Raw genomic sequence first — 17,040 nt, 5'->3', positions numbered from 1 at the left:
AACTGGGGCTGGCCCAGACGAGGAGGGAGGTATGATCTACAACGATATCCTGAATGGTCAGCAGTATGATCTTAGCAAAGGCGAGACACCGCCGGGTTTTGACGCAAAGGGATATGCTGCTGCTATCAATGCGGCCAAATCCGAGGAGGACGATCCAAGCGAACCAATCCTTCTTGACCTCTCAGGCAGCGGTCTGGACCTCAACTCGTTGGGCAATTCGTCACAGTTTGTGAATGTGAAGGGTGACGGCTATCAGCACCGTATGGCCTGGGCGGGTAATGGCACCGGCGTTCTAGTGTTCGACGCCGATGGTGACGGCAAGATCAGCAACTCGAAGGAGTTCGAGTTTACGCAGTGGGATTCGACAGCAACGGGCGATCTCGAGGCAATCAAGGATGTCTTCGACACGAACGGCAACGGCAAGCTCGACGCCGGCGATGCGCAATGGTCGAAGTTCAAGGTTATGGCCAATGGCCAGCTCGTGTCGCTGTCCTCGCTTGGGATTACCTCGATCGACCTGACGCCCACGGGCAGTGGCCAAACATTCAGCGATGGCTCGGCTATCACTGGGACGACGACCTATACCAAGTCCGACGGCTCGACCGGCACGGTGGGCGACGCCGTCCTTGCCAGCGATTCCAACGGCTATATCGTCAAGTCGACCGTTGTCACCAATGCCGACCAATCGAAGACGAACGCCATCCAGGCTTACAATGCCGATGGTAGTCTGGCTTTCCAGAATCTGGTGACCACCAGCGCCGATGGTTACAGCGTATCGACCAAATTCGACGAGGATGGCAACGGCACCTATGATCGCTCGCAGACCGATGTCACCACGGTGACCTCCGGCGTTCGCACGCGCGTGGTGACGGATTTCAATGCCGATGGTTCCGTTGTCGATAGCACGACGACGGTGACCAGCGCCGACCACAAGACGATCACGACGACGGTCGACCAGGATGGCGACGGCAATGTTGACCAGAGCCAGACCTTCGTCACCAATTCCGACGGTACGACTGCAACGACGACCAGGACCCTCAGCGCATCCGGAGCCGTGCTGAATCAGGTGCTGGTGCAATCGAGCGCCGACGGTCTGACGGAGACGACCAGTACTGATATTAATGGTGACGGCACCTATGACGATGTCGTTTCCGACATCACCATCGTTGGCGGGGACGGCTCGCGCACCAGAACGCTGAAGGACAGCAGCACCAACGGCACGCTGCTGCAGAGCGTTACGACGCTGACCAGCGTCGACCGTCACACCAAGACTGTGACCAGCGATTTCGATGGCAATGGCACCATCGATGAACGCGACCAGACGCAGACGACAATTGCGGCGAATGGTGATGTGACCACCGTCGTGACGACGACCAACGGCGACAATTCGGCCAGAAGCAAGGTGACGACGGTTGCCGCCGCGAACGGCCTCTCGAGCACGGTTTCGACCGATGTGACGAGTGACGGCATTGCCGATTTAGTCCATTCCGATGTGACGACGGTTGCTTCCGACAGCTCGCGCACGGAAACCGTCCAGGACAAGAGCGCCAGCGGCGTGTTGCTGTCGAACAGTGTCACGACGACAAGCGCGGATGGCAAGAGCAAGAACATCTCGGTCGACGCCAACGGCGATGGAGCAGTCGATGCGCTGACCGTGATTACGGTTGCGAGCGACGGCACGATCACCGAGACCGACAGCACCCTTAATCCGAATGGAACACTTGTCGGCAAAGTGCTGACGACGACGAGCGCCGATGGTCTATCGAAGACCGTGAGCACTGACGCCACCGGCGACGGCGCCTACGACGCTGTGACGACGGATGTCATCACAGCGGGTACTAGCGGTGCGCGGGTTGAGACCGTCACGGCGAAGAGCGCCAACGGCACAGTCATCGCCAAGACTGTGACGACGACATCCGCCGACAGCCTGACGCAGACCGTGCAGACGGATGTGAATGGCGACGGCACGTTCGATAAAACGGTCACCGACAAGATTGTACTGGGGACGACGGGCGGCGCAGCGGGCATCCGGCAGGAAACGGTGGCGACCAAGAGCGGCAATGGCACGCTGCTTAGCCAGACCACGACGACTGTCAGCGCGGACCGTCAGAAGACGACTGTGGCCATCGATAACGATGGAGATGGCATCACAGACACTACCAATGTGAAGCAGATAGCCGCCGACGGCAGCCAGACGACGACGGCAACGCAGATGAGCGCCGACGGCGCCTTGCATAAGAAAGTCGTCTCTGCGGTCAGTGCTGATGGCCTGACGACGACCACCACCAATGACGCCAATGGCGACGGCACGGTTGATCTGTCGACGGTGGACCAGACGGTCGTCAATGCCGATGGCAGCCACACCGAGACGGTGACGGACAAGAGCAACACCGGCATATTACTCGACAAGGTGACGACGGTGACGTCGGGCAATGGGCTTTCGACGACGTTTCAGAAGGATTTTAACGGCGACGGCGTTGTCGATGCCAAAACCGTTGCCGCGACCGCGCTCAACAGCGATGGTGCGAAGGCGACGACAACGTCTGGTTATGCCGGCACCTCGCTGATTGACCAGACAACGGTCACGACGAGCGCCAATGGCCTGGTGACAAAGACCGATTATAATTATGACGGCAACGGCACCGTCGACCGGACAGTGACTGCGACAAAGACGCTCAATGCCGATGGCTCGACGTCTGAGGTCGATGCGGTCACCACCGCAGTCGGCACATTGCTCGCCAAGACCACGAATACCGCGACTTCCGATGGCAAGACGGTGACCAGCCAGATCGATCTCGATGGCGATGGCAAGCTGGATGTGAAGACGACAAACGTCGTTGACGCCACCGGCCAGGCGACGAAGACGGTCGAGACCTACAAGGCTGGCACCACGACGCTTGCCAGCCGTGCGATCACGACAACCTCGGCCAATGGCCTGTCGCTCACGACCAAGTCCGACGTGGATGGCGACGGCGTTTACGAGCAGGCTCTCAGCGATCTCACGACCCTTAATGCCGACGGATCGCGCACCGAAGCTTTTACCCGGTCGAGCAATACGGTGCCGATCGAACTGACACGCGTCACCACCTCCGCCAATGGGCTGAGCAAGACGACGGTCGTGTTCGACGACGTGGTCGGAATCGCAACGCGCGACGAGATGTATAGGCTCTACCATGCTATTGTGGGTCGAGACCCCGATACAGCCGGTATTTCCGACTTTGGGGTGGCATTTAATGCCGGCACAACAGCGGTCCAGCTTGCTGCCGTCATGATCAACTCCGCCGAGTTCACGCAGAAATACGGCACGCTCGATAATACGCAGTTCGTGACGTTGCTCTATCAAAATGCCCTGGGGCGGGCGCCGGAGGCGGCAGGCCTCAACGGTTGGCTGGGCGCTCTCAGTTCCGGAACCTCGCGCGCTTCCGTTGCCCAGCTGATCGCCGATACGGCGGAGAGCCAATCACACAACGCCACTGGCGCGCAGGCCTGGGCGCTTAACAACCCAGGCATCGCTCTGACACCGGTCAGAACGACCACGGACGTGACGACCCTTAACGCTGACGGTTCGACCACCGAGGTGGTCACCAATACCGGGGCGGTCGCCAACAAGACGACAACCACGACAAGCGGCGACGGCAAGACGGTCACGGTGACCTACGACATCGACGGCAATGGCGTCGTCGACCAGAAGTCCGTCACGACGAAGAGCGCCGATGGCAGTGTCACCCGGACGCTGTCCGACCTGACATCGACGGGCGCCGTGTCGCATAGCAGGACAGTCACGACGAGCGCCGATGGTCTTAGCCAGACCATCAGCTACGATACGGATGGCAACGGTTCTGCCAACAAGACCGTGACCGATCAAACGACGCTGAATGCCAACGGCAGCAAGACGACGATCGAACGCACCTCCACGGTCAACAGCGGCGGCACGCTGGTCTTGAGCGCCGTCACGCAGACCGACACCACCGCCGATGGGCTGACTGTCACCACCAAATGGGACCAGACTGGCTCCGGCACGTTTACCAAGAGCCGCACCGATACGACGGTGCTGAATGCGGACGGATCACGCACCGAGACCGTCAGCTACTTCACCGGCACGACGCTCACCAGCCGCTTTCAGACCACGACCAGCGCCAACGGTCTGTCGACCACGACCCAGTTTGACCTGGCGGGTTCCGGCACCTACGGCCAAGCCTCGACCGATATCACGGTGATCAACGCTGATGGTACAAGGACGCGCACGGTGACCAGCGCCAAGACGGATGGTTCGGCAATGTCGACCTTCGTTACGACGACGAATGCCGATGGCGAGATCATGTCGACCAGCGAGCAGCGCACAGGACTGGCGACACAGACTGTCAGCGACACGATCGAGATCCTGGCCGACGGGGCAACCCGCGAGACCATCGCCACAACCGACGCGTCAGGCAAGTTGCTCGACAAGACGATCACGCTCACCAGCGCCGACAAGCACACCGTCACCATCGACCGTGATGCAAATGGCGACGGCGTCATCGATCAGCATCAGCAGTCGGTGACGGCGGATACCGGTGTGAAGACGCTGAGCGTCACCGACTACAAGGGAGCCGGCGTCAAGTCGGACGGCTCGACCACGACGACGACGGCCAATGGCTTGCAGATCACGACGGACTGGGATCTCGACGGCAATGGCACACTCGACCGCCATCGTGTCGAGGTCGATACGAACAATGCCGACGGCAGCAAGACCAGCGTCATCTCCGATACGGATCTGGCAACGGCCAAGCTGGCAACGAAGACGACGATCCAGCAGTCCTCGGACGGCATGGCGCGCACGACCTCGAAGGACGTTGATGGTGACGGCTCGGTTGACCAGGTGGAGACGCTGACGGCCGACACGACCGGCGCGACCGTGTCGATCATTACGAACAATGGCACTGCTCAGAAGACGACATATCTTCTGTCCGGCAATGTCTACTGGAAGTCTGCGATTGCTGCCAAGGTCGAAACCGACACATCTGCCGACGGCTACACGAAGACGGTCAAATACGACTATGACGGCAATGGCACCTACGAGGTCGTCATGCAGTCGCAACGCCAGGTCGACGGCTCGACGATGACGACCGTCACTGAGACCAATGCCACCGGCACGGTGGTTGCCAATGGCACGATCACCACCAGCACAGACGGGCTGATCACGGTGCTGAGCAAAGACTCCAACAATGACGGCGTGATCGATCACACGGAAACCTCCGTCACCCACAATGACGGCTCCGTCACGCTGACCAAGGTCGATCTCAACGCCAGCAGCGCGGTCACCCAGACGGTTGTCGATACCGTTTCGGTCATGGGCAGCCTCACCCTGCGCGTCACCAGCGATGGCCAGGGCCGCAAGTCGTCGCAGGTCGCGATCGCCTTCGACGGCAGCTTGGTCACGACCACTTATGATGCCGCCAGCGGCCAGACGCTAAGTGTCGTCAATGCCAACAAGGCCGGCATCCCTACGTTTGCCACTTTCTACGATCCATTGAACACTATTCCCTGGACGCGAGACGAGCAGTCCTTCGACGCGTCAGGTAAGAAGACGTTGGAGAAGCAGTTCAACGACGATGGCACGCGGGTGGAGATCACCTTCTACACACCGACCGGCGCACTGCAGCATGTCGACTACTATAATGCGGCTGGGCAGCCCACGGGTACGGTCGACTTCGACGTGACCAATTCGCAGCAATGGAGCCGGATCGATAGGAATTTGAACGCAAGCGGCCAAGCGGTTTCGCAGACGGCCTATATTGATGATGGCAGCAAGACCGTCTGGTTCTGGGATCCGACGAACGCTCAGACCTGGTCTGAGATCGTTCAGGGGATCAACATTGCCGGTCAGATGACCGTCCAAAACGTCTATTTCGACGACGGCAGCAAGACACTCTATACCTATGACGTCAGCAACGCGCAGAGCTGGTCATATATCGCGGATTCCTACACGTCTGGCGGCCAACTGATTACGGACAACATCTATGGCGACACCGCCGGCACGCTGACGGCGACCAATTACGATGTGTACAACAATCTGCCCTTCACACGTATCGTTCAGAACTTCGTCAACAATGTCGTTCACACCGCCACGACATACAATGACGACGGCAGCTATACGAACTATCAGTACGATAGTTCCGGCAACAACACCGCGTGGCAGCGTTATGCCTATGTAGGTAATGGTGGCGGTGGCAGCTCCGGTTATGAGATGGTCGACTACTGGCCCCAGACGCATTCTGGACACGGGCCGGTATTGCTCGACCTGAACGGCGACGGTCATATCGATCTGCGACCGCTCGACATCAATGCACTGGCGACCGGCTCGTCCGTCACCTTCGATTGGAACAGCGACGGTGCTCGCGATGGTACCGCCTGGGTCGGTCCGCAAGACGGCTTCCTCGCTATCGATCTTGGTGAGAATGGCCAGGCCGGTCCCGATGGCATCATTGATCAAGCAAAGGAGCTTGCTTTCTCTGACTGGGCGACACCGGATCAGGTCGCGGCCAACGGTGGTTCCGTCTCCGACCTCGATGGTTTGCGTCTGGCTTTCGACAGCAACCACGACAACGTCCTGGACACCAATGACGATCGCTGGAGCGAGTTCCGTGTCTGGCGCGACGCCAACCAGAACGGCACGGTCGACGATGGCGAACTGCAGACCATGTCTGAGGCCGGCATCAAGCTGGTCAACCTGCTGTCGACGACGGATGGCAGCCAGTCCTTCTCTGACGGCTCTGCGATCACGGGCACAAGCTCGTACCAGACGGCCGACGGCACCTCGCACTACCTGGTTGGCGATGCCACGCTCAGCTACCAGCCGGCGATCCCGAACCAAAATGCTGCGTGATAATGGCTGATGAAAACCGGCATGCCGAGCCAGTGTTGGTTCGGCATGTCGATCCCAAGAGGATGGGGCCAGAATGAAAAACTATCGCATGATTTTCGCTGCAATATATATCGCCACCCTTTCCGGGGCGGCAAACGCCACAACCATCGCGACAAAGAGCGGTTACGAATTTGACAAAAACATGTTGGGCGATCCGTCAGCTTTGAACTGGAACATCGAGCAATGTAGCCACTATGGCCTCAAGCCCGAGCTTCTGCAGAAGCTTGCAAAATTGATGAACGTTTCGCAGGCCAACGCGCGCCACGAGTTCTGTCGCAGAATTCTCACCGCTTATGCCAAGGGCGCCATTCCCTACGAGGATTATGTCCGGTTTGCTCAGAAGCATATTATGAGTGCTGGCATAGCAAGGGCATTGCATCTTTCTGGCTCGCGTTCAGCGAATGCGCAACCCCTGCGTCATTAATCGCAACGTCCCTAGTAAAGGGGATGCATATGAAATCCGAAAGGCACCCGTCACATTGAATACCGAGGGTGGCAAAACTCGTGCGCCCGACCTCTGAAGAGAAACTGACAAATATGGACCAGGTCACGGTCGAACCGGAGTACCCGCAGACCGCTTTAGTGACGGAAGTGAAACGCCCTGATAGCGGCCTTGCGGCGATTGCGGCGATTGCCGGCTATTATCGCATCGCCTCCAATCCGGATGTCCTTGCGCGTGACCTGGCACTGTCGAAGCAGTCCGGACGCAACGACCTGCTGCGTGCCGCAAAGCTTGTCGGCCTGAAGGCCAAGCATCTGGAGATCCAGAGCGATGCGCGTCTGGCGACATTGCCGACACCCGCCGTTGCCTGCCTGACCGACGGCCGTTTCTGCATCTTCGGCGGTGCGACACCGGACGGTGGCTGGCGTATTATCGATCCGGTCGACTTCTCCAGCCGCAATCTCGGCGCCCATGAGCTGCTGGCCGAGACGGCCGGGCATTTCCTGCTGCTGCAACGGCGCCTGGCCGGGCCTGGCGCATCAAACGGAAATTTCGGGTTCCGGTGGTTCCTGCCGTCAATCTGGCGCTATCGCCACGCCTTCGGCCATGTCCTGCTCGCCTCGCTGATCGTGCAGATCTTCGCTCTGGTGACACCGCTGTTCTTCCAGGTGGTGGTCGACAAGGTTTTGGCTCATCGCAGCTATTCGACGCTGATCGTGCTGGTCGTCGGTTTGGCCGCGGTCGGGCTGTTCGACGTGGTGCTGCAGTATCTTCGAACCTATGCGCTATCGCATACGACCAACCGCATCGATGTCGAGCTCGGACGGCGGTTGTTCCGCCATATGCTCAACCTACCGCTCTCCTATTTCGAGACGCGGGCGACCGGCCAGACCATTGCCCGCGTGCGCGAGCTGGAGACGATCCGCAATTTCCTGACCGGGCAGGGGCTGTTCTCCGGCCTCGACCTGATCTTCACCGTCGTCTTCATCTTCGTGCTGTTTTCCTATTCGTCAAAGCTAGCCTGGATCGTCGTTGCCTCGATACCCTTCTATCTGGCGATCGGCTTCCTGGTGCGGCCGTTCCTGAAGGAAAAGATCGACGAGAAGTTCGAACGCGGCGCCTATAGCCAGCAGCTTCTCGTCGAAACGGTCGTCGGCGTGCAGACGCTGAAGGCCTCTGCCGTCGAGCCGGTCGTCGCAGCGCAATGGGAGGAGAGGTTAGCCTCCTATGTGCAATCCTCCTTTGCCACGACCATGCTCGCTGCCAAGGGCCAGAACGCCATCCAGTATGTCAACAAGATCACCTCGGCCGCACTACTCTTGTTCGGCGCCCAGGCTGTCATCAATGGCGAGCTGACGGTGGGAGCGCTGGTTGCCTTCAACATGATCGCCGGGCAGGTCTCGCAGCCGATCCTGCGCCTGTCGCAGCTCTGGCAGGATTTCCAGCAGGTGCAGGTGTCGGTGGCCCGACTTGCCGATATTCTGAATGCTCCGCCAGAACCGCGGCCGGAAGTCTCCGTCAGCCTGCCAAAACCGCGCGGCTCGATCACCTTCAAGGGTGTGAACTTCCGCTACACCGCCGATGGCCCCGAAGTGCTGCGCGATATCTCCCTCTCGGTCCGGCCAGGCGAGGTGATCGGCATCGTCGGCCCATCCGGTTCCGGCAAATCGACGCTGACCAAGCTGGTGCAGCGCTTCTACATCCCGACCCGTGGCCAGGTGTTTGTCGATGGCCAGGATATCGCTCAGGTCGACCCGGCCTGGCTGCGCTCCAACATCGGTGTCGTCCTGCAGGAGAACATGCTGTTCAACCGGACGATCCATGACAATATCTGCCTGGTCAATCCGTCGATGTCGCGGGCAGCCGCCATCCAGATGGCCCGCCTGTCGGGCGCCGACGAGTTCATCGCCAAGCTGCCGAAGGGCTTTGACACCTTGATTGAGGAGCGCGGCGCCAATCTCTCGGGCGGACAGAGGCAACGTCTTGCCATCGCACGGGCGCTTGCCACCAATCCGCCGATGCTGATCCTCGATGAGGCCACCAGCGCGCTCGATTATGAGAGCGAGCGTATCATCCTTGCCAATATGCGCGAGATCGTCAAAGGCAGGACGGTCATCATCATCGCCCATCGCCTGGCAACCGTCCGGCATTGCGACCGCATCATCGGCATGAAGGACGGCCGCATCGTCGAGGAGGGTACGCACGATACCCTGCTTGCCCGGCCGAATGGCCTCTATGCCCATCTGTGGCAATTGCAGTCGGGGCTGAACCAGCCATGAACCAGGTGGTCAAGCCGCCCAGACGCCCGAGCCGGCCGCAGCGGCGCAGCAGGATGGAGAACGAGTTCCTGCCGGCAGCCCTCGAGATCCTCGAGACGCCGGCCTCGCCGATCCGCACGGCCTTCATCTGGTTCATCGCCGTCGTCGTCGCCAGTACGCTACTGTGGAGCTATTTCGGCACCTTCGACATCGTCTCGACGGCGCAGGGCAAGATCCAGCCGACGGGACGCGTCAAGGTCATCCAGTCGATCGAGGTCGGCAAGACACGCTCCGTTCCGGTCACCAACGGCTCGAGGGTGAAGGCGGGCGATGTCGTCGTCCAGCTCGACGATACCGAGCTCAACTCCGACGAAGAGGCCATGGCCGTCAATTTCCAGGCTTATCGGGGCGAGATGGTTCGTCGGAAGGCCGTGCTGGCGACGGTTGAGCAATGGCAAGAGCAAGGCATATGGACAGCCGAGAAGGCGATTCCCGAGGCCCCGTTAGCTTTCGCGGACGACACGCCTTCCAGCATCCGCGATCGGGAACAATCGATCTATAAAGCCGACCTGTCGCAGCTTGCGTCTAGCCTCACCAATCTCGCCGCACAGCACACCCAGCAGCAGGCAACTATTGGACGGTTGCAGCAGACGATAGCGGCGCAGCAAAGACTGGTCGACACGCTTAACGAGCGCGTCGCGATCCGCTCGACGCTGGTGGATCAAGAGGCCGGCTCAAAGGCAGGTGTGATCGACGCTCTTGAGACGAGCCAGAAGGAAGAGGCGACGCTCGCTGAGGAGACCGGCCAGCTTGAAGAGGCCAAGGCCTCGCTTTCTGTGACGACGAGCGATGGCGAGAAAACAGTTCGCACCTTTGTTGCCGATAACGTTCAGAAGGCAGGGGATGCTTCTCGGCAAGCCGACGAACTGGAGAGGCAACTTGTCAAAGCCCGCAAACGGCGAGAATCCATGACGATCCCCACCCCGATCGATGGCACCATCCAGTCGTCCTCGATCAATACCGTCGGGCAGGTGGTGACGACCGGTGTCGAACTCATGCGCATCGTGCCGGACAATTCCGCGTTGGAAGTCGAAGGCTATATTCCGAACAGCGATATCGGCTTCGTGTCGGTCGGACAGCCGGCGGTAGTCAAGATCGAGGCCTTCCCGTTCACGCGCTACGGCGTGATCCATGGTCGGGTCACGGCTGTTGCCACCGATGCGATCCCCGAGCCGGATGCCAGCCAGCTTGAGGGCGATCCGACCAAGCAGCTACAGGCAACGGTGCCGACGACGAACGTGCAGCGGGTTCAGAACCTGGTCTTCCCCGTCACTATTAAGCTCGACAGTGACATCATGAATGTCGATGGCAATTCGGTAACGCTCTCGGCCGGTATGGCCGCGACGGCGGAGATCAAGACCGGCAAGCGGCGGATCCTGGAATATCTGTTCTCGCCGATCGTCGAAGTCACGTCGCAGGCCATGCAGGAACGGTAGAGCGCTTTTGAGGAGCTATGTCACCGAGGATGCCCGACCAAGACAGAATTTCGTTTGAGAGTTTCGTTATGGACACACAAGTGCCGCGGAAATTGGAATTCGCATACGATAAGAGTAGGCTGTTATGGCTAGCCTTTATGGCACAGGTCATTGCGGCCGCTATTGCTGGTGGCCCCTTTCTACCCGATAGGCCTGGGCACCCACACCTGAGCGCAATTTTCTGTTGGCCACTTGCAGCCCTTATCAGCCTTCTTGGGCTCGCCCTGATGGTCAAGGCGATTCGGGACAAGCCGGGGCTTGTCATATCCCAGGACGGAATTTACGCCGAAACCTATTTCGACGAAACGATACCTTGGCGATCTGTTGGTGATATCCGAAGATATCAACGTAAACGTGCCGATCACATGTATGTCCATCTGGATCCGGCTATGGCACGAACCTTGACGAGGCGCGGACCGGTGCGCTGGTTGCCCAGGGCATTGCAAGGGCAAGCAACCCCAGCCGTTATCTCCCTGAGGTTGCTGCGAGCAGATCCAGACTGGATCCATAATCGATGCCTCGAATTTCTCGCTAAGGATCGTGAGCAGCAGGCGATGGCAAACGATGGCCTCGCCGTAGCCGCTGAGGTTAAAGACGATGCGAGGCCGGTCTTTAACCTTCAGGGGCGCCCGATCTTTACCTACGCTCTCATCGCGATTCTGACTGGCGTCTACGTTGGAGAGCTTTACTTCGGTGTCGTTCCGCCAAAGGACTACGCGCCAAGCACTCAGACTCTGTTGGTGCTCGGCGGGACATTCCGTGAAAGAATTCTGCAATATGGCGAATGGTGGCGGCTGGTGACGGCTGCCATGCTGCACGGCAGCATCATCCATCTCGCCTTCAATTGCTTCGCTCTGTGGCGGGGCGGCATCCTGCTTGAGCGGTTGATTGGCTGGCGCTGGTTTGCCGCTCTTTTCTGCGTTAGCGCGCTTGGTGGCTCTGTTGGATCGCTCCTGATGGACCCTGCCAACGTGGTCGGCGTCGGGGCATCCGGCGGAATTATCGGCCTGTTTGCTGCTGTCATAGTGACAAGCTTTCATTTTCGATCAGGCCCGTTGCCAACGTTTTTGAGAATAGGAGCAGTCCAGATACTCGTTCCATCGCTGCTTCCCCTTGTCGGCCAAACAGCCGATGGAATGCATATCGACTATGCCGCCCATCTCGGTGGTGCAATCTCCGGCGGCGCGGTCTCACTCGTCTTGCTGAAGGCATGGCCAATAAACCGCTTACACCCTCGCTTCGATATGGCGGCGCTCGTGGGCAGCATTGCGTTTGCAGCAATCGCTATCGGATCGATCTGGCCCATCGGCCATCTGCGCACAGCCTACCTTGCCGACCCTTTCGCACAATATTTTCAGGGGCAGTATCAGCTGGCGGCGGAAGACTTCGAAGCAAGGGTAGCGCTGAACAAGGGAGCCGCACCCTATTATCACCTATGGCGCTTCCTCGCCCAGACACGGGGTAATGACAGTCGGGCGGCAACTGACCTTCGTGTCGAGGCTGGCAAGCTGGATCAAAGCAAATGGCCCTACCCGGTTTACCAGCTCTTCCTCGGGGAACTAGGCCCCGACGAAGTTGCAGCCAAAGCGACCACCAACGATAGTCTATGTGAGGCTATATTCTACGTCGGTGAATGGCATCTCTTGCGCGGAGAGATTGCCAACGCGCGTCAAAAGTTCAAAGCTGCCGTGTTTTCCTGCCCAACCACTTTCATGGAATATGATGGTGCCAGAGGTGAGTTAGTCCAGCTTGAACGGCAGTAGCAGACTTCCAAAAAACGGAACGATGAGATTGGAACGAGTGCCGCATTTCGTGGAAGCGCAGCTCATTCTGTAAAGGATGGTATTGCCCCCTGGAATGAAAGCTTTCTGGCTGATGGCGTCTCAGTTTAGCAGGTAAGATGTGGGCCACCTAGAAAACAGTTTTGTCTTTGGTGCAGGGCACGTTGCTGAGGTGTGCGCCTGCAATGATGGTCGTATATCTTTTAACAACTATGGAGAGCTCTGATTGCATCGAAAGACAAGCTGATCGTTGCATGATCGCCAATGCTATCAGGCCGGGAATATACCTATCAATGATAGCGCCTATAGCTAGTAGAATCCACCTTTTGAATTGTCATCTTCCGCTGTGGAAATGTCGGCACCCGAATGAAACGGGTATCTAGGGAGGACCCCACATGGGCGCCCCGTCAATTCGCGCGCTCGTTCACCGGCGACATTCATGCCGGCACTCGCTGATTCGTTTCTCTCAAGCATTTCAGCCTCAAAACCCGATGCGGCAGCTGCCATTAAGACCACGCGGAGGGGGCAAAGATGATGATCGGTTGCGAATTGGACACATTGGTAAACAACCAGACTGTCACAATTCATTATTTATTAGGCTCGCATATTGCCTCCCGCCTTATGGTTGATATTTCTGCCATGCCTGTAACATCCGAAGGAGGCTCGGGAATGCGGAAATTGGCGGCGATATTACCCTTGGTTGTCCTCAGCGCCTGTGCAAGGCCGTCCGATGGACCAAGCGCCGGCAACATACGCAATGCGACGATGCCGCATACGAACGAGAGGATTCCGGTCGTTCCGCTGGCCAACGCCCCGATGGGCGGACAGGTCGTTGCCCCGTCTTATGCGCCTTCCGATCAAGGGCTTGCGCGGCTTCGCTCAGGTGGCTTTTCAGACGCTCGGCTTCGCCCCGGTGACGTCATCGACGTGACCGTGCTTGACACCGGCGAGGATGGATTGCTGTCCACCACCCAGAGCAAGTCGCTCAATCTCGGTCGCTTCACCGTCGATTCGCGCGGTTTCGTCACCATGCCCTATGTCGGCAAACAGCGGGTGATCGATTCGACGCCGGAGGGCCTGCAGTCGCAGATCGTCACGGCTCTCAAGGGCTCGTCCGTCAATCCGCAGGCCGTGGTGACCGTGGTCGACAAGCCTTCCAGCGCCGTTACGGTCGATGGCAAGGTTCGCTCTGCCGGACGTTTTCCGCTGACGGCGCGCAAGGAACGCGTGCTTGATGTTCTTGCCCTTGCGGGCGGGGCTTCTTCCGCGCCGAGCGACACGAACGTTACGCTGACACGCGGATCGCAGCGCGCGACTGCACCGCTGGATCGGGTTCTGCAGGACGATAAACAGAATGTGCGCCTGCTGCCCGGCGATCAGATCTTCGTCGACGGCACATCGCAGAGCTTCACGGCGCTCGGCGCCTTCAAGAGCGTCGGCGAGTTTCCGCTGGAACCGGGCAAGACGACACTGGCCCAGGCGCTTGCCCGCGCCGGCGGCTTGCTCGACGACCGCGCCGACTCGCGGAACTTCTACCTCTTCCGCAATCAGAAGATCTACACGCAAGCCGCTGCCCCGCTGGCAAAGGGAGCGAGTGTGCCGACCGTGGTTTCGATCAAGCCTGTCATCTACGGCGTCAACCTCAAAGACGTCTCGAATTTCGTCCTGATGCAGCAGTTCAAGATGCAGGACGGCGACACGCTTTATGCCAGCAACGCTGGGATGGTCGACGCCGCCAAGTTGCTGACCGTCTATCAGAAGAGCGTGCCAACGGCCGCCGCTCCACAACCGGGCAGCTCCGCGGCTAACTGAAGAGTTCCGGGCTAGTTTTCAGTTATGAGCTCAAGAGCCGCCACGGCATTTGGCGGCCTCTTGGACGGAGAGTGATCCATCAGGTCTGTGGCGGCAGTCTTCAGCCGGGCCACGGCGTCTTCCGTGTCGCTGCAATGTGCAAGAAGCATACTCAGCACGCAGCCCGCCGAATAAAGATCGGCACGAGGATCGACGGCTTCGCCTCGATAGATTTCCGGCGCGGTGAAGCCCGGCGTTGCCACCTTGGCAATATCGAGATCGTCGTAGCGCGCGCCATGTTCCAATGCCGTGCCGAAATCGGCAATCTTCAATCGCTCGAAATCATCGTCGCATATGAGCAGATTGGCGGGAGAAATATCGCCATGGACATAACCGGCCGCATGTATAGCATCCAGCCCGAGAAGCAGCGACTTCATTGACCGCCTGATGTCAGCAGAAGACATAGGCCCCGCCGCCAATCGTTGCGACAACGATGGCCCCGCCCATTCCATGATGATCGCGGGCCGCCCGTCGGCCAATCGTATGGCGAGTTGAAACGCAACGAGATTGGGATGACGCAGCGTCATGCCGATGCGCGCTTCCCGCAGCAACATGGCTTTGGTTACCGCCTCATTGGCTCGATCGGCGCTGATGGTCTTCAGCGCGTGCGATGTACCGAGATCACGGTGGCGCAGACGAGTGATCTCCGTGAGCTCATGAGAATGGATGACCGCTTCGACGAGAAAGGTGCCTGCGACGAAAGTCGGCTCTCCGTCGGGTATGGATGGCACACGCCGGTCGAGCGCATCGCGCAGGCGGTCGACCAGAAGATCGCGAATGTCTGCCGGTCGCTCGACCTCGCCGTCATGTGTCAGGAGACGCAGCAGCCCGGCAAAGCTCGCCGCGATCTCTCTCATATCCTTAGAATCTGGTTCCCGTGTCATGTCGCGCCGATGACGATGGCGCTGACATTCTCGCGGCAGTTGGCGATGAGCGCCTCCTGAACCAGGGCATCGGCAGCCTGATCTATCGGAGTATCGATCAATATCTCGGCGATCACCCGATCCGTGAGCGTGCGTGAAAGCGGGCCGCTGGCAAGCAGCAGCCGATCACCGCGTTGAAGGTCGTCGATGACGATGTCCGAGGCGAACTGTTCCCTCAAGCCTAAACCGCGACCGAGCATGCGTCGCATCCCGATGTCGAGGTGATCGCGGGTGAGGAGCCGCATCATGCCGTCACGCAGCAGATAGCAGCGCGTGTCTCCTGCCCATATGGCTGCAAATCTGCCGTCGAACAATGCCGCGACGACAATGCTGGCAACGGGTGGCTCTCGCTCTCCGTTCGTCCCTTTCGCGCGCAGGATGGCGTGCGCGTGGCTGAGCTTGCTTCTCACATCCTGGACCAATGTCTGTAACGCCTCGCGCTCGGGAATGCCGGCGAGTATCTGGGTCGCGATGCGTGCCGCCTCGATGGCGCCGATGCCGTCGCCCATTCCGTCGGCAATCGCGAAGATGCGCGGCCTGTCGCAGACGAGGAGGGCGTCGGCATTGAGCGACAACCGCGTTCCCGGATGGCTGGCATGGCTGCGTTCCATCGTCAACTCGGATTGGGGTGTCGCCACGGAGTCTACCGCCTCGATCGCAACAGCCACGACGGGCCGTGCCGGCGGTTCCGAAGGCCGTGGCGTCTTGATATTTTCCGTGGTGACGAGTTTGACAAAATCCTCAACCGTCGGCGCCGCCATGGTGCGAAATCCCTTGCCGTGACGCGTGCCGGGATTGATGCGCCACCAGAGCGAAGCGGGCAGGGGCGCATCGCTCGCTGTGGCGGATTGTTGCGTGTTTGAGCGGCTATCGGCAAGCGGCAGTCGCAGTCGCTTTATCCCTTCGATAAAGCGCTGCATCTCGAAGTCCGATTTTTCGGAGGTTTCGGCCAGCGCTTCGGCGGCGGTAAACCAGCTGTCGTCTTCGCAGAGATCGCGAAGCTGTCCGGAAAATCTCTGCAATTGCGCTGCGATAACAAGCGGAAAACTCCGCCCGACACGGTCGCGGCTCGGCAGGAGCACGCCGGCAACAACCCCGGGTGCCCAAATGCCGCTACCGACGACGAAGCGCCAGGCTGCTGTGGCATGAAACAGCCGTCGCCATTCTGTTGCCAACGCAGCCTCGAGCGCGATCAGGCCACCTCGGATCCATTGGTCGAGCTCGCCTTGCAAGCGCAAGCCAAGCGCGGAAGAAACGAAATCGCCATGCGTCGGCAATTTGCCGAAGAAGCCGATCGCGTCGGCTTGGGTCGGCGATTGGGTGCGGGCGAGATGCTCGTTCATCGA

The 17,040-nt window shown here is 59.4% G+C and carries 8 protein-coding genes; 6 read left to right on the top strand and 2 right to left on the bottom strand.

Annotated features, from left to right (window positions below; all coding sequences use genetic code 11):
- The first annotated feature begins 31 nt into the window (after window positions 1–31).
- The 6 genes from JTP94_RS14665 (at window position 32) to JTP94_RS14640 (ending at window position 14,732) form a co-directional block, all read left to right on the top strand.
- A complete protein-coding gene (locus tag JTP94_RS14665; protein ID WP_204851221.1) occupies window positions 32–6,865 on the top strand; it encodes an S-layer family protein in 6,834 nt (2,277 codons plus the stop codon).
- 73 nt (window positions 6,866–6,938) lie between these two features.
- Entirely contained in the window at window positions 6,939–7,328 is a 390-nt protein-coding gene (locus tag JTP94_RS14660) for a hypothetical protein (RefSeq protein ID WP_204851220.1), read from the top strand.
- 113 nt (window positions 7,329–7,441) lie between these two features.
- On the top strand, window positions 7,442–9,625 hold the full coding sequence (locus tag JTP94_RS14655; RefSeq protein ID WP_210384139.1) for a type I secretion system permease/ATPase: 2,184 nt from the start codon (window positions 7,442–7,444) through the stop codon (window positions 9,623–9,625).
- Window positions 9,622–11,100: an HlyD family type I secretion periplasmic adaptor subunit gene (locus JTP94_RS14650; protein WP_204851219.1), complete on the top strand. Its 1,479-nt coding sequence runs from the start codon at window positions 9,622–9,624 to the stop codon at window positions 11,098–11,100. The genes JTP94_RS14655 and JTP94_RS14650 overlap by 4 nt, the downstream gene beginning before the upstream one ends.
- Before the next feature lie 266 nt (window positions 11,101–11,366).
- On the top strand, window positions 11,367–12,902 hold the full coding sequence (locus JTP94_RS14645; protein ID WP_246754973.1) for a rhomboid family intramembrane serine protease: 1,536 nt from the start codon (window positions 11,367–11,369) through the stop codon (window positions 12,900–12,902).
- Between the two features lie 687 nt (window positions 12,903–13,589).
- Window positions 13,590–14,732: a polysaccharide biosynthesis/export family protein gene (locus tag JTP94_RS14640; protein WP_204851217.1), complete on the top strand. Its 1,143-nt coding sequence runs from the start codon at window positions 13,590–13,592 to the stop codon at window positions 14,730–14,732.
- An 11-nt stretch (window positions 14,733–14,743) separates the two neighbouring features.
- Here the strand turns inward: JTP94_RS14640 and JTP94_RS14635 are convergent, their stop codons facing one another.
- Together JTP94_RS14635 and tagF are read right to left on the bottom strand one after the other, a co-directional pair.
- Window positions 14,744–15,628: a serine/threonine-protein kinase gene (locus tag JTP94_RS14635; RefSeq protein ID WP_204851216.1), complete on the bottom strand. Its 885-nt coding sequence runs from the start codon at window positions 15,626–15,628 to the stop codon at window positions 14,744–14,746.
- 23 nt (window positions 15,629–15,651) lie between these two features.
- The gene (tagF, locus tag JTP94_RS14630) at window positions 15,652–17,037 is read right to left on the bottom strand and encodes a type VI secretion system-associated protein TagF (RefSeq protein ID WP_204851215.1); all 1,386 of its coding nucleotides are present in this window, start codon (window positions 17,035–17,037) and stop codon (window positions 15,652–15,654) included.
- Between the last annotated feature and the right edge of the window lie 3 nt (window positions 17,038–17,040).

This window comes from Martinezella lusitana (genome assembly GCF_016901135.1).
Taxonomy (GTDB): Bacteria; Pseudomonadota; Alphaproteobacteria; order Rhizobiales; family Rhizobiaceae; genus Rhizobium; species Rhizobium lusitanum_D.
This window is presented reverse-complemented; position numbering and strand designations above follow the sequence as displayed.

What these genes read in the sequence shown, in the direction of transcription:
- JTP94_RS14635 (WP_204851216.1), bottom strand. Translation starts at nt 15,628, where the DNA reads ATGAGAGAGATCGCGGCGAGCTTTGCCGGGCTGCTGCGTCTCCTGACA.
- JTP94_RS14655 (WP_210384139.1), top strand. Translation starts at nt 7,442, where the DNA reads ATGGACCAGGTCACGGTCGAACCGGAGTACCCGCAGACCGCTTTAGTG.
- tagF (WP_204851215.1), bottom strand. Translation starts at nt 17,037, where the DNA reads ATGAACGAGCATCTCGCCCGCACCCAATCGCCGACCCAAGCCGACGCG.
- JTP94_RS14650 (WP_204851219.1), top strand. Translation starts at nt 9,622, where the DNA reads ATGAACCAGGTGGTCAAGCCGCCCAGACGCCCGAGCCGGCCGCAGCGG.
- JTP94_RS14645 (WP_246754973.1), top strand. Translation starts at nt 11,367, where the DNA reads ATGGTCAAGGCGATTCGGGACAAGCCGGGGCTTGTCATATCCCAGGAC.
- JTP94_RS14640 (WP_204851217.1), top strand. Translation starts at nt 13,590, where the DNA reads ATGCGGAAATTGGCGGCGATATTACCCTTGGTTGTCCTCAGCGCCTGT.
- JTP94_RS14665 (WP_204851221.1), top strand. Translation starts at nt 32, where the DNA reads ATGATCTACAACGATATCCTGAATGGTCAGCAGTATGATCTTAGCAAA.
- JTP94_RS14660 (WP_204851220.1), top strand. Translation starts at nt 6,939, where the DNA reads ATGAAAAACTATCGCATGATTTTCGCTGCAATATATATCGCCACCCTT.